General features: G+C 66.9%; 23 protein-coding genes. 13 read left to right on the top strand and 10 right to left on the bottom strand.

Going from position 1 to position 21,962, the window contains the following annotated elements; translation table 11 throughout:
* Positions 1–37 precede the first annotated feature (37 nt).
* From Q0316_RS08395 to Q0316_RS08405, 3 genes are read left to right on the top strand one after another with little or no spacing between them, the layout of a single operon-like run.
* On the top strand, positions 38–781 hold the full coding sequence (locus tag Q0316_RS08395) for a DUF2807 domain-containing protein (protein ID WP_298671269.1): 744 nt from the start codon (positions 38–40) through the stop codon (positions 779–781).
* A gap of 48 nt (positions 782–829) precedes the next feature.
* Positions 830–1,567 carry a head GIN domain-containing protein gene (locus Q0316_RS08400; protein WP_298671271.1) on the top strand — a complete coding sequence of 246 codons (738 nt, stop codon included), beginning with the start codon at positions 830–832 and terminating at the stop codon, positions 1,565–1,567.
* A 46-nt stretch (positions 1,568–1,613) separates the two neighbouring features.
* The gene (locus tag Q0316_RS08405) at positions 1,614–2,321 is read left to right on the top strand and encodes a DUF2807 domain-containing protein (RefSeq protein ID WP_298671272.1); all 708 of its coding nucleotides are present in this window, start codon (positions 1,614–1,616) and stop codon (positions 2,319–2,321) included.
* A gap of 21 nt (positions 2,322–2,342) precedes the next feature.
* Here Q0316_RS08405 and Q0316_RS08410 read toward each other — a convergent pair whose 3' ends face one another.
* Positions 2,343–3,602, bottom strand: a complete 1,260-nt coding sequence (locus Q0316_RS08410) for an aspartate kinase (protein ID WP_298671274.1) — start codon at positions 3,600–3,602, stop codon at positions 2,343–2,345.
* Positions 3,603–3,659: 57 nt separating this feature from the next.
* On the opposite strand from Q0316_RS08410, the gene ubiG reads away from it, so the two are divergent.
* Positions 3,660–4,415 (top strand): bifunctional 2-polyprenyl-6-hydroxyphenol methylase/3-demethylubiquinol 3-O-methyltransferase UbiG, encoded by a 756-nt coding sequence (gene ubiG, locus Q0316_RS08415; protein ID WP_298671275.1) that lies wholly within the window; start codon positions 3,660–3,662, stop codon positions 4,413–4,415.
* A gap of 4 nt (positions 4,416–4,419) precedes the next feature.
* On the opposite strand, the gene Q0316_RS08420 is transcribed toward ubiG, so the two are convergent.
* Complete coding sequence (locus tag Q0316_RS08420; protein ID WP_298671277.1) at positions 4,420–4,680, bottom strand: hypothetical protein; 261 nt, start codon at positions 4,678–4,680, stop codon at positions 4,420–4,422.
* 132 nt (positions 4,681–4,812) lie between these two features.
* On the opposite strand from Q0316_RS08420, the gene Q0316_RS08425 reads away from it, so the two are divergent.
* Positions 4,813–6,633, top strand: coding sequence for an ABC transporter ATP-binding protein/permease (locus tag Q0316_RS08425; protein WP_298671279.1), 1,821 nt, complete (start codon positions 4,813–4,815; stop codon positions 6,631–6,633).
* 112 nt (positions 6,634–6,745) lie between these two features.
* Here the strand turns inward: Q0316_RS08425 and Q0316_RS08430 are convergent, their stop codons facing one another.
* The gene (locus Q0316_RS08430) at positions 6,746–7,018 is read right to left on the bottom strand and encodes a GNAT family N-acetyltransferase (protein WP_298671280.1); all 273 of its coding nucleotides are present in this window, start codon (positions 7,016–7,018) and stop codon (positions 6,746–6,748) included.
* 65 nt (positions 7,019–7,083) lie between these two features.
* Between Q0316_RS08430 and recQ the strand changes: the two genes are divergently transcribed.
* The 4 genes from recQ (at position 7,084) to Q0316_RS08450 (ending at position 10,790) form a co-directional block, all read left to right on the top strand.
* Complete coding sequence (gene recQ / locus Q0316_RS08435; protein WP_298671281.1) at positions 7,084–8,844, top strand: DNA helicase RecQ; 1,761 nt, start codon at positions 7,084–7,086, stop codon at positions 8,842–8,844.
* 107 nt (positions 8,845–8,951) lie between these two features.
* Complete coding sequence (locus Q0316_RS08440; RefSeq protein WP_298671282.1) at positions 8,952–9,386, top strand: TIGR01244 family sulfur transferase; 435 nt, start codon at positions 8,952–8,954, stop codon at positions 9,384–9,386.
* Positions 9,387–9,400: 14 nt separating this feature from the next.
* A complete protein-coding gene (locus Q0316_RS08445; RefSeq protein ID WP_298671283.1) occupies positions 9,401–9,796 on the top strand; it encodes a hypothetical protein in 396 nt (131 codons plus the stop codon).
* A 13-nt stretch (positions 9,797–9,809) separates the two neighbouring features.
* The gene (locus Q0316_RS08450; protein ID WP_298671285.1) at positions 9,810–10,790 is read left to right on the top strand and encodes a sterol desaturase family protein; all 981 of its coding nucleotides are present in this window, start codon (positions 9,810–9,812) and stop codon (positions 10,788–10,790) included.
* On the opposite strand, the gene Q0316_RS08455 is transcribed toward Q0316_RS08450, so the two are convergent.
* Together Q0316_RS08455 and mgtE are read right to left on the bottom strand one after the other, a co-directional pair.
* Entirely contained in the window at positions 10,685–11,083 is a 399-nt protein-coding gene (locus Q0316_RS08455; protein WP_298671287.1) for a DUF1489 domain-containing protein, read from the bottom strand. The genes Q0316_RS08450 and Q0316_RS08455 overlap by 106 nt on opposite strands.
* Before the next feature lie 64 nt (positions 11,084–11,147).
* Positions 11,148–12,545, bottom strand: coding sequence for a magnesium transporter (mgtE, locus tag Q0316_RS08460; protein ID WP_298671288.1), 1,398 nt, complete (start codon positions 12,543–12,545; stop codon positions 11,148–11,150).
* A 143-nt stretch (positions 12,546–12,688) separates the two neighbouring features.
* On the opposite strand from mgtE, the gene Q0316_RS08465 reads away from it, so the two are divergent.
* Entirely contained in the window at positions 12,689–13,144 is a 456-nt protein-coding gene (locus tag Q0316_RS08465) for a peptidylprolyl isomerase (RefSeq protein WP_298671289.1), read from the top strand.
* 58 nt (positions 13,145–13,202) lie between these two features.
* On the opposite strand, the gene Q0316_RS08470 is transcribed toward Q0316_RS08465, so the two are convergent.
* Entirely contained in the window at positions 13,203–14,096 is an 894-nt protein-coding gene (locus Q0316_RS08470; protein ID WP_298671290.1) for a LysR substrate-binding domain-containing protein, read from the bottom strand.
* Between the two features lie 324 nt (positions 14,097–14,420).
* Between Q0316_RS08470 and Q0316_RS08475 the strand changes: the two genes are divergently transcribed.
* Positions 14,421–16,712, top strand: a complete 2,292-nt coding sequence (locus Q0316_RS08475; protein ID WP_298671291.1) for a CDC48 family AAA ATPase — start codon at positions 14,421–14,423, stop codon at positions 16,710–16,712.
* A gap of 56 nt (positions 16,713–16,768) precedes the next feature.
* Here the strand turns inward: Q0316_RS08475 and Q0316_RS08480 are convergent, their stop codons facing one another.
* Both Q0316_RS08480 and Q0316_RS08485 read right to left on the bottom strand, forming a co-directional pair.
* A complete protein-coding gene (locus Q0316_RS08480; protein WP_298671292.1) occupies positions 16,769–18,085 on the bottom strand; it encodes an MFS transporter in 1,317 nt (438 codons plus the stop codon).
* Positions 18,082–18,417: an antibiotic biosynthesis monooxygenase gene (locus tag Q0316_RS08485; RefSeq protein WP_298671293.1), complete on the bottom strand. Its 336-nt coding sequence runs from the start codon at positions 18,415–18,417 to the stop codon at positions 18,082–18,084. Before Q0316_RS08485 ends, Q0316_RS08480 begins: the two co-directional genes overlap by 4 nt.
* A gap of 132 nt (positions 18,418–18,549) precedes the next feature.
* Between Q0316_RS08485 and Q0316_RS08490 the strand changes: the two genes are divergently transcribed.
* Entirely contained in the window at positions 18,550–19,185 is a 636-nt protein-coding gene (locus Q0316_RS08490; RefSeq protein ID WP_298671295.1) for a class I SAM-dependent methyltransferase, read from the top strand.
* A gap of 114 nt (positions 19,186–19,299) precedes the next feature.
* Here the strand turns inward: Q0316_RS08490 and Q0316_RS08495 are convergent, their stop codons facing one another.
* Positions 19,300–20,445 (bottom strand): phosphatidylserine/phosphatidylglycerophosphate/cardiolipin synthase family protein, encoded by a 1,146-nt coding sequence (locus Q0316_RS08495; RefSeq protein WP_298671297.1) that lies wholly within the window; start codon positions 20,443–20,445, stop codon positions 19,300–19,302.
* Positions 20,446–20,563: 118 nt separating this feature from the next.
* On the opposite strand from Q0316_RS08495, the gene rpoZ reads away from it, so the two are divergent.
* Positions 20,564–20,908, top strand: a complete 345-nt coding sequence (gene rpoZ / locus Q0316_RS08500; RefSeq protein WP_298671298.1) for a DNA-directed RNA polymerase subunit omega — start codon at positions 20,564–20,566, stop codon at positions 20,906–20,908.
* Between the two features lie 163 nt (positions 20,909–21,071).
* Here rpoZ and Q0316_RS08505 read toward each other — a convergent pair whose 3' ends face one another.
* Positions 21,072–21,734 (bottom strand): MBL fold metallo-hydrolase, encoded by a 663-nt coding sequence (locus Q0316_RS08505; RefSeq protein WP_298671299.1) that lies wholly within the window; start codon positions 21,732–21,734, stop codon positions 21,072–21,074.
* Between the last annotated feature and the right edge of the window lie 228 nt (positions 21,735–21,962).

The raw sequence follows: 21,962 nt of genomic DNA on the forward strand, positions 1-21,962 counted from the left end.
GTGTATTGGCAACGCAACACACCAGGAGAGAATGAACATGCGCCGTCTGCCGCTCGCTTTGCTCCCCATCGCGGCGATCGCCGCCACCGCCACAGCCGCACCCTGGGGAAATGATCGCGGACCGGGCATCGCGCCACGGCATGACGGCGGCGCCCTCGCCTATCCGGTCGATGGCTTCACCGCGATCGGGCTGGCGCTCCCCGCGCAGGTCGATGTGCGCGTCGGCCCCGCTTTCTCGGTGCGCGCGACCGGGCCGGCACAGGCGTTCGACGATGTGCGCGTCACGCGCAACGGCACATCGTTGCAGATCGAGCAACGCTACCGCAATCGCCCGCGCGACGAGCGCGCGTTGCGCGCGGTGCGCTTCATTGTGACGATGCCGCGCATCGCGGGCGCGAGTATCGGCGGCAGCGGCGGCATCACGGTCGATCGTGTTCCCGGCGGGCAGTTTGACGCGGCGATCGGCGGCTCCGGCTCGCTGACGCTCGGCAATATCGCGGTCGAGCGGCTGACCGGCTCGATCGGCGGCTCGGGCTCGATCCTCGCCGCGGGGGAGGCGCGCGATCTCAGGATCAATATCGGCGGCTCGGGCAATTTCGCGGGCGAACGGCTGCGCGCGCGCGGCGCCAGTATTTCGATCGCCGGTTCGGGCGGCGTCCGCGCTCAGGTCGATGGCGACGCGCGCATATCCATCGCCGGCAGCGGCGACGCCGATCTCGGCCCGCGCGCGCGTTGCGCGGTCAGCCGCGTCGGCAGCGGAAGGGCGCGCTGCGGCGGTTGAGCCTCGCATTTACCTTTGGACCTCATGTGTGCTATATGGATAATACACATGAGGTCCAATATGCGCCATCTTACGCTCGCTTTGCTCCTTCCGCTCGCCGCCTGCGGCGGGCTTCACGACGAGGATTCGCGGCCGTCGATCCCGCCCAACGGATCGGGTCCATCGCGCACCTTTGCCGCGAATGATTTCACCGCGGTCGCCCTCCTGGGGCCGGACGACATGGACGTGCGCGTCGGCAGCGCCTTTTCCGTGCGCGCCGATGGCGATCCGGGCACGCTCGACCGATTGCGCGTCGTTCGCGACGGAAAAACCCTGCGCGTCAGCCGCAAGAGCGGATTCAGCCTGGGTTCGGGCGGCAAGGTCAAAATCTACGTCACGATGCCGCGCATCACCGAGGCGGCGCTGTCCGGCTCGGGCGATATCACGGTCGATCGGATCGATGGCGCGGCCTTCGAAGGCTCGCTTTCCGGATCGGGCGATCTCAAGATCGGCTCGATCGCGGTCAACACCGCCGATTTTTCGATTTCGGGATCGGGCAACGTTTCCGCCGATCGCGGCACGGCGCACCAGATGAAGATCGCCATCGCGGGATCGGGCGATGTCTATGCTCCGCGCGTCGTCGCTGGCGGGGCGACCGTGGATGTGGCCGGCTCCAGCAAGGTGCGCGCTGAGGTCGATGGCAATGCGACCGTCTCGATGATGGGATCGGGCGCGGTCGATCTCGGCCCGAAGGCGAAATGCGAAACGCACAAGGCGGGTTCCGGCGCGGTGCGGTGCGGCGGCTGATACGCCGGGCTTGCGCGGCATGATGCTTCGCGCAAGGCTTCCGCGCATGAGATTGCCCGCCATAGCCGCCTTTGCCGCGCTTGCTTGCGCCGCGCCAGCCCATGCCGCCGAACGCAGCTACAGCGTGGGCAGTTATGACCGACTGCGCGTCGACGGACCGTTCGAGGTGCATATCGTCGCGGGCCGCTCGCCACGCGCGAGCGCCACGGGCAGCGAGGCGACGCTCGCGCGGCTCGATCTCAAGGTGGAGGGCACCACGCTGGCGGTGCGGCTCGGCGCGGGCGGCTGGGGCGAGATGCCCCGGCTCGCCGCGAGCCAGGTCCCGGTGGTGGTCACGCTATCGACCCCGCGCCTCACCGCGATCGCGCTGACCGCCGGTGCGCAGGTGAGCGCCAGCAAAGTCGAGGCACAGCGCCTCGATCTCAACCTGAGCGGCGCGGGCAGGCTGGCGGTGGACGGGGTGCAGGCGGATCAGCTCAGCGCCACGCTGATCGGCACGGGCACCATGCGGCTCGCCGGGCGCGCCAATCGCGCGCGGCTGGCGAGTAATGGCGCGGGCACGATCGACGCCGCCGCGCTCACCGCCGGCGACCTCATCGTGCATCTCGACGGCACCGGCGAAACCAGCGCGACCGCGCGCTATACCGCTGACGTGACGACAACCGGGCTCGGCAAGGTAACGGTGCTCGGCAAGCCAAAATGCACCGTCAAGACGATCGCGGACGGCCCGGTGCGCTGCGGCGCTGGGAAATAACGCCTGGCGCGGCGTGCGATCTCAGGCCGCGTCGTCCCGCGCGTCCAGCCCGTAGGCGGTGTGGAGCACGCGCACGGCGAGTTCGGTTTCGTCCTCATGGATCAGCACCGAGACTTTGATCTCGCTGGTGGTGATCGCCATGATGTTGATGCCCCGCGCACCAAGCGTGGTGAACATCGTCGAGGCGACGCCGGCATGGCTGCGCATCCCCACGCCCACCACCGATACCTTGGCGACGCGCGGATCATGGACCAGTTCGGCAAAGCCGATCTTCTCGCGCCCCTGATTGAGCGTTTCGATCGAGCGCGCCAGATCCGCCGACGGCACGGTGAAGGTAACGTCGGTCGATCCCGAACCATGCGCGATATTCTGGATTATCATATCGACGTTGATGTTCGCCTCGGCCAGCGGCTCGAAGATGCTGGCCACCGCACCGGGCTTGTCAGGCACGCTGGTCAGCGTGATCTTCGCCTCATTCTTGTCATGGGCGATGCCGGTGATGAGCTGGCGTTCCACGTCGTCGATCTCCTCTTCGCCCACGATCATCGTGCCGGGCAGTGTATCCGCCATCGGCGCATCCTCGCCGGTGAACGACGACAGCACCTGAACGCGGACCTTTTCCTTCATCGCCAGCCCCACCGAGCGCGTCTGGAGCACCTTGGCCCCGACGCTGGCGAGTTCCAGCATTTCCTCATATGTCACTTTGTTGAGCTTGCGCGCGCGCGGCACGATGCGCGGATCGGTGGTGTAAACGCCGTCCACATCGGTGTAGATATCGCAGCGATCGGCCTGCATCGCCGCCGCCACCGCCACCGCCGACGTATCGGAGCCACCACGGCCAAGCGTCGTCACCCGCCCTTCGTTGACCCCCTGGAAGCCGGGGATCACCGCCACTTCGCCCGCCGCCAGGCTATCGTTGAGCGCCTCGGTGTCGATCGTGCCGATTCGCGCCTTGGCGAAAGCATCGGAGGTGTGGATCGGCAATTGCCAGCCAAGCCATGAGCGCGCCTTCACCCCCATCGCCTGCAGGGTGATCGCGAGCAGCCCACTCGTCACCTGCTCGCCAGCGGAGACGACCACGTCATATTCGCGCGGATCGTAAAGCGGGGAGGCTTCGCGGCAGAAGCCGACGAGCCGGTCGGTCTCTCCCGCCATCGCGGAAACCACCACGGCAACCTCGTTGCCGGCATCAGCCTCACGTTTGACGCGCGCGGCAACGCTCCTGATGCGCTCGATCCCGGCCATCGACGTACCGCCGAACTTCATCACGATGCGCGCCATTATCGCTTACGTCCAACCTCCCTTGGGGGAAAACGGCGGCCCTGATAGGAAGGGAGCATGTCCGAAGCAACCGTAACAAAAGCGACTGCCGCTGAAACCGCTCCTTCATCGGTCGATCCACGCGAAGCCGCGCATTTCGGCGCGATGGCCACCGACTGGTGGAACCCCAATGGCTCGTCCGCCATGCTCCACCGGCTCAACCCGCCACGGCTCGCCTATATCCGTGAACGGATTGACGCGCATTGGGATGGCGACGCGGAGAATTTCGCCCCGCTCGCGGGCAAAAGCGCGCTCGATGTCGGTTGCGGCGCGGGGCTGCTCGCGGAGCCGCTCGCGCGGCTCGGCGCCGCCGTCACCGCGATCGACGCAGCGCCCGAGAATATCGCCGCCGCGCGCGATCACGCCGGAAACCTCGCGATCACCTATCGCGTCGGCGGGGTGGAAGCCGTGGCAGGCGAGGCGTTCGATCTCGTCACCTGCATGGAGGTGATCGAGCATGTCACCGATCCGCCCGCATTCGTCGCCGGGCTGGCGCAGGCGGTGGCGCCGGGCGGAATGCTGATCCTTTCCACGCCAAACCGCACCGCGCTGTCGAGGCTCGCGCTCATCACCGTCGCGGAAGGAACCGGGCGCATCCCGCGCGGCACGCATGACTGGGATCGCTTCATCACGCCGGACGAATTGACCGTGATGCTCGAACACGCCGGAATGCGCGTTTGCAATGTGCGCGGGCTCGCCTTTTCGCCGACGCGCGGCTTCGCCTTGAGCGAATCCACCACGCTCGACTATTTCATCGCCGCCGTGGCGGCGTGACGGTTCAGCCGTGCAGGGCAGCCACGCCCCGCACGGCCACCTCCATCCCGTCTCGCCGGCAGGCGGCGCTGATTACCGGATAGGAAAGATCGGTGTGGCGGGCGAGCGCCGCGGGCGCCGCCGCCCGGCATTGCTGGATCGTCGCGTAACGCGTCGGCTCGACGCGCACCTCAGTGCACATTTCCTGCGCATCGCCGCAGCCGAGGATCGCCATCACGAAGAACACCGGCTCCATCGCCACCGCCTCCCAGTCTCCCTTCCACAACGGGCCGACACGACGAACGGTTCCCTCCGGGCGACGAATCGAGTTCAGCGGCAGTCAGCCCGATCATTCCGCCCTGCCGCGTGACGGCAGGGATTGACGTGGCGGCCACGGCTTCTGACATGCGCTCCATCCATGCCGCCCATTGATCCCACCACGGCCACCACCGCCGATCGCCCGATGTGGCCGACGCTGCGGCGTTTTCTGCCCTATCTCTGGCCATCCGATGCGCCGGGCGTGCGGGCGCGTGTCGTCGTCGCGCTGGCGCTGGTGGTGCTATCGAAGCTGGTGCAGGTCTATGGCGCGCCGTTCGCGTTGCAGGGCGTTGTCGACGGCATGGCACCCGGATCGCGCGATGCGGTGACGCTGATCGTGCTGCTGGCGGCAGGCTATGCCGCCGCGCGTTTCGGCACCACCTTGTTCGACAATCTGCGCAACACCGTGTTCGAGCAGGTCGGGCAGGAAGCGACGCGCCGGCTTGCGGTGCGCGTGTTCGGGCATCTCCACCAATTGTCGCTGCGCTTCCACCTCGAACGCCGCACCGGCGCCGTCACCAAGGTGGTGGAGCGCGGCACCAAGAGCATCGACACGATGCTCTATTTCATGCTGTTCAACATCGCGCCGACGATCCTGGAACTGGCGCTGGTCGTCGGCATCTTCTGGACGAAATTCGGCTGGCCGCTGGTCGCGGCGACGCTGGTGATGGTGGCGGTCTATATCTGGTTCACCCGGATGGTGACCGACTGGCGCGCCGGGCTGCGCGCGCGGATGAACGATCTCGATACCGGCGCGGTCGCCCATGCGGTCGATTCGCTGCTCAATTTCGAGACGGTGAAATATTTCGGTGCCGAAGCGCGCGAGCGCAACCGCTACGAAGCCGCGATGACCGCTTATGCCAAAGCGGCGGTGCGATCGGAGAACAGCCTCGCCTGGCTCAACATCGGGCAGGCGCTCATCACCAATGTGATGCTCGCCGCCGGCATGGCGTGGGTCGTGCTCGGCTGGGGGCAGGGCAAGTTCACCGCGGGCAATGTGGTGCTGGTCTCGACCCTGCTGTCGCAGCTTTTCCGCCCGCTCGACCTGCTCGGCATGGTCTATCGCACGATCCGGCAAGGCGTGATCGACATGGGCGCGATGTTCGATCTGGTCGATACGCCCGCCGAGGTGGTCGACGCGCCGGGTGCCGAGCCGCTCGCCATCACGCGCGGGCATCTGCGGTTCGAGGATGTGCGCTTCGGTTACGAGCCGGGGCGGGACATATTGCAGGGCATCAATCTCGATGTGCCGGCGGGCTCCACCGTCGCGGTGGTCGGGCCATCGGGCGCGGGGAAATCGACGCTCGCGCGGCTGCTCTATCGTTTCTACGACCTGACGGGCGGGCGGGTGACGATCGACGGACAGGATATCGCCGGGGTGACGCAGGCGAGCTTGCGCGCCGCGATCGGCATCGTGCCGCAGGATACCGTGCTGTTCAACGACACCATCGGCTATAACATCGCTTATGGCCGCGAAGGCGCGGACGCGGGCGAGATCGTCGCGGCGGCGCGCGGCGCGGCGATCGCCGATTTCATTGATCGCCAGCCCGATCATTACGAAACCCGCGTCGGCGAACGCGGCCTGAAGCTTTCGGGCGGCGAGAAGCAGCGCGTGGCGATCGCACGCACCCTGCTCAAGAACCCGCCGATCCTGATCCTCGACGAAGCGACCAGCGCGCTGGACAGCCGCACCGAGGCGGAGATCATGGCGACGCTGGAGGCGATCGAGCGCGGGCGCACCACGATCATCATCGCGCACCGCCTCTCCACGATCGTCCATGCCGACACGATCGTCGTGCTGGAGGCCGGGCGGATCGTGGAGCAAGGCGCCCACGCGGCGCTGCTCGCGCGCGACGGGCTTTACGCCGAAATGTGGGCGCGGCAGGCGAAAGAGCGCGAGGAGGCGCTGGCGGCGGAGTGATCCCCCTCCTCCGCTCGCCCTGAGCTTGTCGAAGGGTTGCCTTTCTTTCCGAAAAAGGTGCAGGGCTTCGACAAGCTCAGCCCGAACGGGGGCAGGGCATCGGCCCTTCTCGTCAGCCGAGCAGATCCTGATATTCGTCGTGCCGCTCGATATAGACGCGCACGAAGGAACATTGCGGCACCACCTTCAGCCCCTGATCGCGCGCACTGTCCAGCGCGGCGCGGATCAGCTTCGATCCGATCCCCTGCCCCTCAAGCGCCTTGGGCACCAGCGTATGCGTGAACACGATCCGGTCGCCCTCGATCTGATAGGCGGCAAGGGCGCGATGGCCGTCCACGTCCAGCTCGAATTCCTGCTCCGCCTTGTTGTCACGCACGATTTCCATCGAAAGTCCTTTCATGCCTGTCGGGCTGGTGCCGCAACCTTTTCCATCGCTATAGCGCGCGGATCATGCTTGCCGACCCGGTTTCCACCCTCCAGCGCATCTTCGGCTTCCCCGACTTCCGCGGTGTGCAGCGCGATGTGGTCGGTCGCGTGCTGGCGGGCGAGAACACGCTGGCGGTGATGCCGACGGGCGCGGGCAAGTCGCTGTGCTATCAACTGCCGGCGGTGATGTTCGAGGGGACGTGCGTGGTCGTCTCCCCGCTGATCGCGCTGATGCACGATCAGCTTCGCGCGGCGGAAGCGGTCGGTATCCGCGCCGCGACGCTGACCAGCGTGGACGAGAATCGCGCCGAAACGCGCGGGCGCTTCCTCGATGGCGAACTGGATCTGCTCTATATCGCGCCCGAACGCGCCTCAACCGCCGATTTCCGCGATCTGCTCCAGCGCGGCAAAGTGGCGCTGTTCGCGATCGACGAGGCGCATTGCGTCAGCGAATGGGGGCATGATTTCCGCCCCGATTATCGTCTGTTGCGCCCGCTGCTCGATACCTTCCCGGCGGTTCCCCGGCTCGCGCTGACCGCCACCGCCGACGCACATACCCGCGCCGATATCCTCGATCAGCTCGGCATTCCGCACGACGGGATGATCGTCGCCGGGTTCGATCGCCCCAACATCCGCTACGCGATCAGCCCGCGCGACGGCACCACGCGGCAGATCGTCGATCTCGTTCGCGCCACCCCTGGCCCCGGCATCGTCTATGCGCAGACGCGCGCGGGCACCGAGCGGATGGCGGAGGCGCTGGCGGTCATCGGGCGCCCGGTGCGCGCCTATCACGCCGGGCTCGATCCGGCGGTGCGCGCCGCCAACCAGGCCGCGTTCGTCGCATCCGAGGATATGGTGATCTGCGCCACCGTCGCCTTCGGCATGGGGATCGACAAGCCCGATGTACGCTTCGTCGCCCATGCCGGGCTGCCCAAGTCGATCGAGGCTTATTATCAGGAAACCGGGCGTGCGGGGCGCGATGGCGATCCGGCGGTGGCGCATCTGTTCTGGGGCGCGGACGATTTCGCCCGCGCACGCCAGCGCACCGCCGAGGTGGAGCAGCATCGCCAGCCGGGCGAGCGGGCGCGGCTGAACGCATTGGGCGCGCTGGTCGAAACCGCGGGCTGTCGCCGCCGCCTGCTGCTCAAGCATTTCGGTGAGGATGCCCCCGCCACCTGCGGCAATTGCGACAATTGCCTGTCGCCCCCCAAGGCGATCGACGCGACCGAGACGGCGCGCAAATATCTCTCGGCGGTGTTCCGCACCGGGCAGATGTTCGGCTCAACCTATGTCGAGCAGGTGCTGACCGGCAAATCGACCGAGCGCAGCCTGATGAGCGGGCACGAGGCGCTGTCCGTCTGGGGCATCGTCGATGCCGAGGAGACGGCGCTGCTCAAGCCGGTCGGCCGCGCGCTTCAGGTGCGCGACGCGCTGCGCACCAATCCGCATGGCGGGCTGGAATTCGGCCCCGCCGCGCGCGCGATCCTGAAAGGCGAGGAGGAACTGGCGCTGATCCTGCCACCGAAGCGCGAACGCCGCCGCAAGGGCGAGGCGGTGGACAATCCGGTCGGCGATCCGTTGTTCGAGGCATTACGCGAAAAGCGCCGCGATCTCGCGCGCGAAGGGCAGGTGCCACCCTATGTGATCTTCCACGATTCGGTGCTGCGCGAAATGGCCGCCGCGCGCCCCGCTTCGCTGGCGCAGATGGCGCGGATCGCGGGCATCGGGCAGCGCAAGCTCGACGCTTATGGTGACGCGTTCTTGCGGGTTATCCACGAAAACTGATCGCTCACCCGGTTCAAACCTGCGATGGGCTGCGCTAGGGATTCGCCGAATCCACCGCGGTGCCCGCACCGCTCCCGCGCAAATGGGCTAGCCCGAGGTTTCCGATCATGCTCGATATCCGCCCCATCGACGCCACCATTTCCGTCGCGCCGCAGATCGCACCGGAGGATATCGCCGCGATCAAGGCCGCCGGATTCGTCGCGATCGTCAACAATCGCCCCGATGGCGAGGAGAGCGGCCAGCCCGAAGGCGACGCGATCCGCACCGCAGCGGAGGATGCCGGCCTCGCCTATACCGCGATCCCGATCACCCATGCCGGTTTCTCGCAGCCGCAGGTCAGCGCGATGATCGAGGCATTGGCGGGCGCCAACGGGCCGATCCTGGCCTTTTGCCGATCGGGCACGCGCTCGTGCAACCTATGGGCGCTGGCGCAGGCGAAGCTGGGCGCGGATCGCGACGATGTGGCCGCGAAGGGCGCGGGCGCCGGCTATAGCCTCACCAACCTCCGCCCGCTGATGGATGCGGTGGCGTCGCAGGGCTGACGCACTTGGCCGCGATGAACTGGTTGATGACCGGCGGGTCGCTCGCCGCCGTGCTCGCGCTGGGCGGAATCGCGGCCGCGCTGCGGCTGGGCCGCACCGATCGAATGCTGATCGAAACGGACGATGCGCTGCGCGCCGCCGATGATGCGGTGGCGGGGTTCACCGGCGTGTCGGCGGTGATCGGGGCGGATGGCCGCGCCGCGCTGGTGTTCGGCGAAGATCGCCGCGTGGTCGTGCTGAAAACGCATGGCGCGCGGATCGCCGCGCGAGTGATCGAATGGGATGCGGTGCGCGCGACGCCGGGCGGGATGCTCGTCGAAACGGGCGAGCGGCGCTTCGGCGCAGTGCTGCTTGCCGGGGTGGATGCGCTCGACGTGCGCAGGCTGGCGCCGCAATTGACACGAGTGTAAGCTCGCGGCCATCGTGCCGCAGCTACCCGATCCCGTTAACCTCGCGGTCCCCGCGTTCGTCCTGCTCGTGCTGGTCGAGATGGTCGTCGCGCATTATCGCGATCGCGGGCGCTACGAGCCGCGCGACACGCTGACCAGCCTGATGCTGGGATTCGGCAGCACGATGGCCGGGGCGATTACCGCCGGCGCCGTCTTCGCGCTGGCGATGTGGGTGTGGCAATTCCGGCTCTTTGACATCGGCTGGCAATGGTATTGGTTCGTCATCGCCTTCGTGCTGGACGATCTTGCCTATTACGTATTCCACCGTTCGGCGCACCGGGTGCGATGGTTCTGGGCGAGCCATGTGATCCACCACAGCTCGCAACACTATAATCTCTCCACCGCGCTCCGCCAGACGTGGACCGGCTTCTTCAGCATCGCCTTCATATTCCGCTTGCCGCTGTTCCTGATCGGCTTTCCGCCAGCGATGGTGATCTTCGTCGGCGCGGTGAACCTCGTCTATCAATTCTGGATCCATACCGAGATGATCGGGCGGATGCCGCGCTGGTTCGAAGCGGTGATGAACACGCCCTCGCACCACCGCGTCCATCACGCCACCAACCCGCGCTATCTCGATCGCAATTATGCCGGGGTGTTCATCGTGTGGGACAAGATGTTCGGCACGTTCGAACCCGAGCTGGACGAGGAACGCCCACGCTACGGCATCGTTCACCAACTCGGCTCGTTCAACCTGTTATGGGCGGCCACGCACGAATGGATCGGGATCGCGCGTGACGTGTGGCGCGCGCCGTGGCGCGCGAAGCCCGGCTATATCTGGCGCCCGCCGGGATGGAGCCACGACAACAGCCGCGACACCAGCGAGACGCTGAAGGCCGCGTGGCGCGCGCGTCAGATCAGCCCGAGTTCGGCCAGCCGCCCGGCCAGCGCGGAGGGCAACACCGCCGCGCCCTCACCATCCGACAGGTCCGCCGGCGCGTCGCTCGCTTCCAGATAACGCCAGCCCTGATGCGCGCGCTTGGGTCGCGCATGGGTCAACCGCAATATCGGATCGAGGTGGATCGCGACGCGCCCGCCCTCCGCCTCGCCGAACGACAGGATCGGCGATCGCGCGACCAGCATGTGCTTGATGATCCAGAACAGCGAACCCTGCCCAGCGATCTCCTCATGCCGCTTGGGCAGATAGCGGGTGGTGAGCGTCACCGGCCCCTCCTCGCCACGCAATCGCAGCCGCTCGGCCAGGATTTCCACGCTGCCGCAACCGAACGCGACCTTGGTTAGATGGAGCATGGCGCTTTATATCGGGCCGAAGCGACGCTTCGGCAACGGGCCGGCCCGCTCCCGCGACGAGATATCACCGCCCCAGCCCCCACAAGGTGGCGAGGCCTAGGAACGAGAAGAAGCCCATGACATCGGTGATCGTGGTGACGAACACCGCCGACGACACCGCCGGATCGACCTTCGCCTTGTCCAGCGCCACGGGCACCGCCACACCAACCAGCCCGGCGACGATGCTGGTGAAGACCATCGCCGCCGCGAACACGGTCGACAATCCGATATTGCCGAGGATGAGATAGCTGCCCGCCGCGCCGACCGCCCCCAGAGCCGCGCCGTTGAAGATCGCGACCCGGAATTCGCGGAACAGCATCCGCAACGTGTTCGAACTGGTGAGCTGGTTCGTCGCCAGCGCGCGGACCACCACCGCCAGCGTCTGCGTCCCGGCATTGCCGCCAAGCGCCGAGACGATCGGCATCAGCGCGGCCAGCAGCGCGAATCGCGCGATCTCGCCCTGGAACAGGCCGACGACCGAGGCGGACAGCATCGTCGCGCCGAGATTGACGATCAGCCACGCCACGCGCGAGCGCACGGTGACGGCGAGCGGCTCGTTGATATCGCCGTCGCCCGCGCCCGCCAGCTTCAGCGTATCCTCACCCGCCTCCTCCTGGATGATGTGGACCACGTCATCGACGGTAATCATGCCGACCAGCCGCCCGCTGCCGTCCACCACCGCCGCCGAGATCAGCGCATATTTCTGGAAGCGCAGCGCCACTTCCTCCTGATCCATATCGACCGGGATCAGCGTCTGCTCGCGCTGCATCACATCGGCCATCGCGATGCCGCGCGGGGTCCGCAATATCCACGACAGCGCCACCGTGCCAACCGGGTGGTGCGACGGATCGACGACGAACACCTCCCAGAAATCGGTCGTCAGTTCGTCATGCCCGCGCAGGAAATCAATCGTGTCGCCGATCGTCCAATGTTCCGGCACCGCGATCAGCTCGCGCTGCATCAGGCGACCGGCGGATTCCTCGGGGTAGCTCAGCGCCTCCTCGATCGCGGCGCGATCGTCCGGCTCCATCGCGCGCAGCACCTCGCGCTGCTCATCGGCATCGAGATCCTCGATGATCGCGACCGCATCGTCGGTATCGAGTTCCGACGCGATATCCGCCACCTGCCGCGGATCGAGCGTGTCGAGCAGCTCCTCGCGGACGTAATCGTTCATCTCCGCGAACACGTCGCCATCGAGCAGGCCGGCGAGCGCACGGGCGAGCGCGGCGCGGCGATCCTCGGGCGTCAGCTCGAACAGATCGGCGACATCGGCGGGGTGGAGCGGCTCGACCAGCGCGCGCGCGGCGCCGGCATCACCGGCATCGACGGCGGCGAGCACCGCGTCGACGAATTCGGGCTTCAGCCGGTCGTCCTCGTCGAGCTGGCTTTCATCATCCGCGACCTGAAGTTCGGTGTCGCTCATCGCTTCGCCTCCTTCCAGTATCGCGCGCCTCGCGTCATGACTGATATGGCCAAGGCCCAGGATCGACAACCCACGCGAAGACGAATTGCCATGGCGTTCCGCCAGCGGTAGTGCGCCGGCTTACCCGGATGCAGGAGCCTAGCATGGCCGATACTTTCAATACGCTGACGATGACGCTCGCCGACGGCGACGTGACGATCAAGCTGCGCCCCGATCTCGCCCCGAACCATGTCGAGCGGATCGCCACCCTCGCCAACCAGGGCTTTTACGATGGCGTGGTGTTCCACCGCGTGATCCCCGGATTCATGGCGCAGGGCGGCGACCCGACCGGCACGGGGATGCACGGTTCGGACCTCCCCGATCTGAAGCAGGAGTTCAACCGCGAGCCGCACATCCGTGGCGTGTGCTCGATGGCGCGCACCAACAACCCGGACAGCGCCAATTCGCAGTTCTTCATCTGCTTCGACGACGCCCGCTTCCTCGACAACCAATATACGGTGTGGGGCGTGGTGACATCGGGCATGGAGCATATCGACGCGCTGCCCAAGGGCGAGCCGCCGCGCGAGCCCGGCAAGATCGTGACGATGCGCGCCGAGTGATCCAAAGGCGCCGGCCCGCCTCCCGCGTCAAAACGCTGACGCGGGAGCGGGCGGGCGCCTAAACCCCCTCCTGCCGCAGCGTGGCGAGCAGCCAGTCGCGGAAGATTCGCACCTGCTTGAGCTGAAGCGCGCGCGGGCGGCAGACGAGCCAATAGCTGTACGGGCTCTCCACTTCGATCTCGCCGAACAGTCGCACGAGCCGCGGATCATTCGCATCCTCGAAATGGCTTTCGAGCATGAAGGCGACGCCAAGCCCCTGCGCTGCCGCCTCCAGCATCAGCGCGCCCGAATCGAAATGGTCGATCGCCACCGGGTCTATTTCCGGCAGGCCGGCGGCGTGGCGCCAGGTCGAATAGGTATCGGGCATGTCGCGGTGGATCAGCACCGACAGATCGGCGAGCTGCTCGGGCCGGGTGATCGGATTTGGGCCATCCACCAGCGCGCGCGCGCCGATCGCATAGACCCGGTTGCGATCGAGCCGGCGGGCATAGAGCGTCGGATCGACTTCCCGCGCCAGCGCGATCACCGCATCCAGCCCCTCGCCAAGCCGGGTCATCGCGTGGCCCGCCGTATCAATGTCCAGATGCAGCTCGGGATGTTTGGCGCGCAACTCGCCCAATCGCGGAAACAGCCGCTGCGAGGCGAACAGCGGCATCACGCCAAGCCGAAGGCGCACCACCTCCGCCGCGCTGGTCAGCCCGGCGAGCGCATCGGATAATTGATCGAGCACCGGCGCGATCTGCGCCAGCAATCGCTCGCCATCGCCATTGGCGACCATCGACTGGTGGCGGCGATCGAACAACGGGCGCCCGAGAAACCGTTCGAGCGTCTGGACCCGGCGGCTGAGCGCGGGCGCGGACAGCGCCAGTTCCTGCGCGCCCGCCTTCACCGAGCCGAGCCGGGCGACGGCGACGAACGCTTCGATCGCGGTCAGTGGTGGCAGCCGGCGCATGGAGTCTCACTCATTTCTTGTGCGCCGCATCATGCACTTCCTGCACACGTCAAGGCAAGCGCGCCCGCATCACGATTGCACAAATTGCAAGAGCATCAATTTATTTCGCACTTGCACAACGAACCTTCTCGACGCAAATAGGGCGGGCCTTTCAGGCATCCTCTCCTAAAAACTTTCACGGGCCGGTCTTCACGATCGGCCCTTTTTTTCGCGCCTGCACCATGCCGCCAGGCGGCAATGCGATACCACGCGGATCGCCACGCACCTCGAAACCCGCGCCGTGCGTTTCTATCTCCCACGATGAAGCGGTATGGAGGGCGGATAGTGGCAGATGATGGGGATGCGGTGCGCAAGCTACAGGTTGCCAATGCACGGCCGGAGGATTCCGGGCACGGCATCGCCCATCTGCCGCGTGATTTCATGGCGGCGGCGGGGATCACCGATGGCGACGTGGTCGAAATCCTCGGCAAGAAATCGACGCCCGCGCGCGCAGTCGGCCCCTATGCCGATGACGAGGGGCTGGAAATCATCCGGATCGACGGGCTCCAGCGCGCCAATGCCGGGGTCGGCTCGGGCGATTTCGTCGAAGTGCGCCGGGCTGAATCGAAGCCGGCAACGCGCGTCGTCTTCGCCCCCGCGCAGGAGAATTTGCGGCTGCAAGGCTCGACCAACGCACTGAAGCGCACCTTCTTCCATCGCCCGCTCTGCCAGGGCGATATAGTGGCGACAACCGGGCATCAGCGAGTGCAGAACATGCCGCCCGGCATGGCGCAATTCGTCAACGCGCCGGCCTATGCGCTTCAGGAAATCCGGCTGATCGTGGTGTCGGCGGCGCCCAAGGGCATCGTCCATATCGACGAGAATACCGAAGTTGAGCTGCGCCCCGAATATCAGGCGCCGGGCGACGCGCGCCGCGCCGATGTCACCTATGACGATATCGGCGGCATGGCGGCCACGATCGATCAGCTTCGCGAGATGGTCGAACTGCCGTTGCGCTATCCGGAACTGTTCGAACGGCTGGGGGTGGAGCCGCCCAAGGGCGTGCTGCTCCACGGCCCGCCCGGCACCGGCAAGACACGCCTCGCCCGCGCGGTGGCGAACGAAAGCGATGCGCAATTCTTCCTCATCAACGGGCCGGAGATCATGGGCTCGGCCTATGGGGAGAGCGAACAGCGGCTGCGCACCGTGTTCGAGGAAGCGGCCAAGAACGCGCCCTCGATCGTGTTCATCGACGAAATCGACTCGATCGCGCCAAAGCGCGGGCAGGTATCGGGTGAAGCGGAAAAACGCGTCGTCGCCCAGCTTCTCACGCTGATGGACGGGCTGGAATCGCGCGCCAATCTCGTCGTGATCGCCGCGACCAACCGGCCCGAGGCGGTCGACGAGGCGCTGCGCCGCCCCGGCCGGTTCGATCGCGAGATCGTCATCGGGGTGCCGGACGAGCGCGGACGGCGCGAGATCCTGGGCATCCACACGCGCGGGATGCCGCTGGAGCACGACGTCAGCCTGGACGAACTGGCGCGGACCACCTTCGGCTTCGTCGGCGCCGATCTCGCCGCGCTCACCCGCGAGGCGGCGATCGAGGCGGTGCGCCGGATCATGCCGCGGCTCAATCTGGAGGAGCGCACGATCCCGGCGGAGGTGCTGGATACGCTGGCGGTGAAGCGCGAGGATTTCATGGAGGCGCTGAAGCGGGTGCAGCCATCCGCGATGCGCGAAGTGATGGTGCAGGCGCCCACCGTGCGCTGGGCGGATATCGGCGGGCTCGATGATGCGCAGATGCGGCTGAAGGAAGGCGTCGAACTGCCGCTGAAGGATCCCAATGCCTTCCGCCGACTCGGCATCCGCCCGGCCAAGGGCTTTCTGCTCTATGGCCCGCCCGGCACGGGCAAGACCCTGCTCGCCAAGGCGGTCGCGCGCGAGGCGGAGGCGAATTTCATCGCCACCAAATCGAGCGACCTGTTGAGCAAATGGTATGGCGAGAGCGAGCAGCAGATCGCGCGCCTGTTCCAGCGCGCGCGCCAGGTGGCGCCGACGGTGATCTTCATCGACGAACTCGACAGCCTCGTTCCGATGCGCGGCGGCGGGCTGGGCGAACCACAAGTGACCGAGCGCGTCGTCAACACCATCCTCGCCGAGATGGACGGGCTGGAGGAGTTGCAATCGGTCGTCGTGATCGGCGCGACCAACCGGCCCAATCTGATTGATCCGGCGCTGCTCAGGCCGGGGCGGTTCGACGAGCTGATCTATGTCGGCGTGCCCGATCGCGCCGGGCGCCGCCGCATCCTCGCGATCCAGACGCAGAAGATGCCGCTCGCCGGGGATGTCGATCTCGATGTCGTCGCGGCGGAGACCGATCGCTTCACCGGCGCGGATCTGGGGGATGTGGTGCGCCGCGCCGGGCTGATCGCGCTGCGCGAATCGCGCGAGACGCCGGCGGTGACCATGGCGCATTTCCGTGCCGCGCTGAAGGAATCGCGCGCCAGCGTGACGCCCGAGCTTGAGCGTGAATATGCCGAGATCGCCGCCCGGCTGAAGCAGGAGGCACATGCGCCGCAATCAATCGGCTTCGTCATGCCCGGCCAGTTGATGCCGCACGGCCCCAAGGGCGGCTGAGCCGGGCTTAGGGTCCAAACTCGATCAGCGCGGCACCGTGCTGATCGAGTCTGCCACTAATCGGCGGTCGCGATTTCCACGGCCTCATCCGCCGGCTGGTCCCGCAGCCGCAACCAGCAATAGCTCAGCAGCAGCAGGCACGCCGCGCCCGCCGTAAGATAGGGCAATGGGTGATACAGTTCATACAGGCCGACACCGATCGACGGCCCGAGGATGAAGCTCGCGCCGTTGATGCTCGTCACCTTGCCCGCGACCGAGCCTTGCGACTCATGCCCCACCGCAAGGCTCGATCCCGCCGTGAAGCCGGGGCGGATGAAGCCGAAGCCGAGGCTCGCCAGCGCATAAGCGGTGGCGATGCCGTAGAGCGATGTCGCCAGCCCGGTCAGCGCGGTGCCCGCCGCCGCCACCACCAGCCCGGCCAGCATCAGCACGCGCGGCGTGAGGTTCAGGATCGGAATGATGCCCCATTGCGCCAGCAGCGATGCGCCGGCGCCCATCATCAGCACGATTCCCGTGGGTTGCAGCGCCATCGCCGGAACAAGGTGCAGCCGATCAATCACCAGAAAGCCGATCGCCTGCCCGGTCATCGCCTGTGCATGGCCGGAAACCAGCCCCGCGATCAGCCAGCCGCGAATGCGCGGATCGGTGAATTTCACCTCCTCGCCGCGCGGCTCGGTCGCCGCGCGCACGCTCGCGCCGGTCCCCTGCCCACCGATCGAGGGATAGGCGGTCGCCGCGCCATGGATTCCCGAGGCGATATCGCGATCGTCCTCCAGCACGCGCCGCACGGTGACGAACATCGCGAATCCGAACGCGGCAAAGATGAACGCCGGCCCCGCCAGCCCGACCTCGAACGCGCCGAAATGCCCAAGCAGCAGATAAGGCGCGATCGCCGGGCCGAGGATCGTGCCCAGCCCAAAGGCCGAGGCGAGCAGCGTCAGCGCGCGGGTACGCTCCTCGCGCGTGGTGTTGCCGGCCACCATCGCCTGCACCGCCGGGGGGGCGGCCGATCCGAACGTGCCGTAGATCAGCCGCCCGACGATAAAGAGCCCGAACGCGGCGGTGCCGCTGATCCAGCCGTTGATCCCCGCCGCGAGAAACAGCCCGCACAGCCCAAGGCTCACGGTGAAGCCGCCCACGCCGAGCAGCACCATCGCGCGCCGCCCCTGCCGATCCGAGCGATTGGCCCAGAATGGCGCGGCGATCACCCACAGCAGCGCGGAAACCGAAAACGCCGCCGCGACCGCGCTGTCATTCACGCCCATTGATCGCCCGAGCGCGGGCAGCACCGATTGCAGCGCGGTATTTCCCGCCGCGATCGTCAGCATGACGAGGAACAATAAGGTGAAGCGTCGGTCGAAACCGCGCGTCATGGCCGCACCCAGCCATAGCCGCGCTCGACCCGCGCCACGATCACCTGATAATTCTGATACCAGTCCGCCCGCCCGCGGGCGCGAATCGCGGCGTGATCCGGGTGATCGCGCCACGCGCACGCGTCCGCATCGGTCGCCCAATAGGAAATGGTGATGCCAAAGCCATCCGCGTCCCGCGTACTCTCCACCCCGCGATAGCCGGGCTGCTGAGCGGCAAGCGCGTCCATCGCCGCGGCGGCGGCGGCATAGCCTTCCCCATCGGTAGCGGTGCGTTGCGAGACGAAGATCACCGCCACCTGCCCCGTCCGCCCCACGCTCGTTCCGTCGTGCATCCCGCTCGCTTAGGCGCTTGTCGCCGCGACGCAACCCCCCGTTCGCAACCGATAGCGCTTGCCCAGCGTTTGGCAGATGTGCGACGGGGCGGGATACCGCCCATCTCCACATCCGGGAGTGACATAGCCTCAATGCCCAGTTCGACCAGTGCCGTCCGCCCCGCGCGGTCCCGCCCAGCAGGTGTTCCGGGCCCTTGGCAGATGTTCTTCCAGGGCTTTCTCAAGCATCCGGTGATGGTGGGATCAATCATCCCGTCTTCCGACAAGCTGATCGAGAAGATGCTCGGACGCGTCGACTGGCAGCAATGCAAGTTGTTCGTCGAATATGGCCCCGGCGTCGGCACTTTCTGCCGCCCGATCCTTGAGAAGATGGCGCCCGACGCGACGTTGCTCGCGATCGACACCAACCCCGATTTCATCAATTATCTGCGCCACACGATCGGGGATTCGCGCTTCGTGCCCGTCCTCGGCTCAGCAGCGGATGTCGAGTCGATCGTCGCGCAGCACGGCCATGAACAGGCCGATTACGTGCTTTCGGGCCTGCCCTTTTCCACGCTGCCCAGCGGCGTCGGCCCGACGATCGCCGCCGCGACTCAGCGCGTGATCCGCCCCGGCGGGGCTTTCCTGGTCTATCAGTTCAGCCCGAAGGTGCGCGATTTCGTCGCGCCGCATTTCCCGCGGATCGACCATGGCATGGAATGGTGGAACGTGCCCCCGGCCCAGCTTTATTGGGCGTGGAAAGACGCGGAAGTAAGCGCGTCAGGCTGACGCGCTGGTGCGCGGCCCATGCCGCGCAACTCCGCGTCCGGCCGGCGGGTCGGCAAAGCCGAGCCCGTCCGACGACGATGGCTTCGCCATCGTCCGCCCCGAGACCGCACACCATCACTCATCAATCCCGAAATTGAGCCCGCGCGACAGCGTGGGATCAGCCACACCGACGATCAGATAGGCGACGAACTGCTTGATCCGCTGCCACCAGCCGGTGGCGGCGCGATAGCCATCCGGCGTGATCTCGTTCGAATGCGCCACCTCGCCGTCGATATAGCGGCGAGCCTGCGCCGCGAAGCCGGCATCCTCGATCCGCAGCATCAGCTCCAGATTGATGAACAAGCTGCGCATATCGAAATTCGCGCTGCCGACATGCACCGTATCGTCGATCGCATAGAGCTTCGTATGCAGTTTCGACGGGGCATATTCGAAAATCCGCACGCCCTGCCTCAGCAGGCCGCGATAGGTGAAGCGCGCGGCGGCGATCGTCGCGTTATTGTCCGATCGAGCGGCGGTCACGATCCGCACCCGATCGTCGCGCCGCGCCGCGCGATCCAGCCGGCGCAGCATCATCGGGCTCGGCGTGAAATAGCCGGCGATGATGTCGATGCGGCGCGCGGAACGCATATCGTGGCGCACCGCGCGCGCCCAGGGCGATAAACGCCGCGTCGGGCCGCCGATCAGCCAGCGCACCGCGCCGCTCGGCTCGCTCCATTGCGCCAGCGTCCTGCCCAGATGGCGCGTCGCCGCATCGGGGCGCAGCACCCATTCACGCAGCGCATCGAAATAGGGCGCGATCCGGCCAGCCGCCGGGCCATCCAGCAGCAACCCCAGATCGCGCCACGCATCCGCGCTGGCGGCGGCGAAATAGTCATTGGCGATGTTGAACCCGCCGATCAGAATGCGCTTCCCGTCGGCCAGCGCGAGCTTCTGGTGGTTGCGCAACAGATAGCGCCGGCCAAAGCGCGGCATGAACCAGCAGACCGCGATCCCCGCCGTGGCCAGCGGATCGAAGAAATGTTCGCGCCCCGCCCGATCGCTGCCGAACCCGTCGACAATCAGCGTCACGTCCACGCCACGCGCGGCGGCGGCGATCAGCGCTTCATTGACGCGGCGCCCGGATTCATCGTCGGCATAGATATAGTAAAGGATGCGCAAGCTCGCCTGCGCGCCCTCGATCAGCGCGATCAGCGCATCGAGCAGCGCCGGCCCCTCCGTAATCAGCGTCAGGCGGTTGCCGTCGACGGTCAGCGTCTCCATCGCATCATTGTTGGCGGGATACCGGCGAGGCGACAAGCGCGCTTTTCTTGACTTCGCGGCCACCAGCCCCTAGATCGCGCGCCTTCATCCAGCGATAAATTTGCGAAGGAAAGCGTCCATGGCGCGCGTGACGGTCGAGGATTGCGTCGACAAAATCCCCAACCGCTTCGATCTGGTTCTGCTCGCGGCGCAGCGCGCGCGGCAGGTTTCGGGCGGCGCGGAACTGACGATTGATCGCGATCGCGATAAAAATCCGGTGGTCGCGCTGCGCGAGATCGCCGAAGAGACGGTGCTGCCCGGCAGCCTTGAGGAATCGCTCGTCGCCAGCCTGCAGCGCGTGCAGATCGACGATGAGGACGAGGCGGATGCCGTCGGCAGCCTGGCCGCGTCGGCGGAGGCGCTGCGCCTCACCGCCGCCGCCCCGCCGCGCAACCAGAATCTCGGCGCCGATTACGAGGGCTGATTTCAGCTTTCACGACAACCGCCCGATCAAAAAGCCGCGACCGCCCTATCGGCAGTCGCGGCTTTTTTGTTTTGTCGCGGTGCCGGCCCGCTCCCCCACCCCGCCTCCCACGTCAATATCCTGATGGGAGGCGGGGTGGGGGAGCGGGCCGGCACCGCGACGATCAGGCCGCTGACAGCGCCTCATCGCTGACGAACATGTTCCACTGCCGCTCGTGCCCGAAGGTGCTGGCCTTGCCGTGGCCGGGAATGAAGGTGGTATCATCGCCAAGCGGCCACAGCTTGGTAACGATCGAGCGAATCAGTTGCTGATGATCGCCCTGCGGCAGATCAGTCCGCCCGACCGAGCCCTGGAACAGCACATCGCCCACCTGCGCGAATTTCGAGGGCGCATGGTGGAAGATCACATGCCCGGCGGTATGCCCCGGCGTATGATAGACATCGAGCGTCAATTCGCCGACCGTCACCGTATCGCCATCGTCCAGCCAGCGATCCGGCTCGAACGGCACGCCGCGAATCCCCCAGTTGCGCCCATCGTCGCCCAGCCGCGCGAGCCAGAAGCGGTCGTCCTCATGCGGGCCTTCGATCGCCACGTCATATTCGTCCGCGAACGGCTTGGCTTCGCCCGCATGGTCGATATGGCCATGGGTGAGCAGCACCTTCTCCACCGTCACCCCGGCCTGCGCGATCGCCGCCTTGATGCGCGGGATATCGCCGCCGGGATCAATCACCGCCGCCTTCATCGTCCTGGTGCACCAGATGATCGTACAATTCTGCTCGATCGCGGTGACCGGCACGATCATCGCGCGCAACGCGGGTTCGCTCATTCAAACAATCCTTTCGGCAGGCGGGGTGCCGCCCGTCCCTACCCCGCGGCGCGCCCTTGCCGCAAGGCGAGGCGACGGGCATCACCCGCGCGATGCTGCCCCCCGCCCCCTTCGTATTGCTGGATGATGCGCGCGCCGGTGGCGCGCCCGCGCGGCTTTACAGCGCACCGGCGGCGGTGATCGAGGCGCGGGCGCCCGGCGATGTGGCGGGCGCGCTCGCGGCGTTGC

The organism is uncultured Sphingomonas sp. (assembly GCF_937871615.1).
Lineage (GTDB): Bacteria > Pseudomonadota > Alphaproteobacteria > Sphingomonadales > Sphingomonadaceae > Sphingomonas.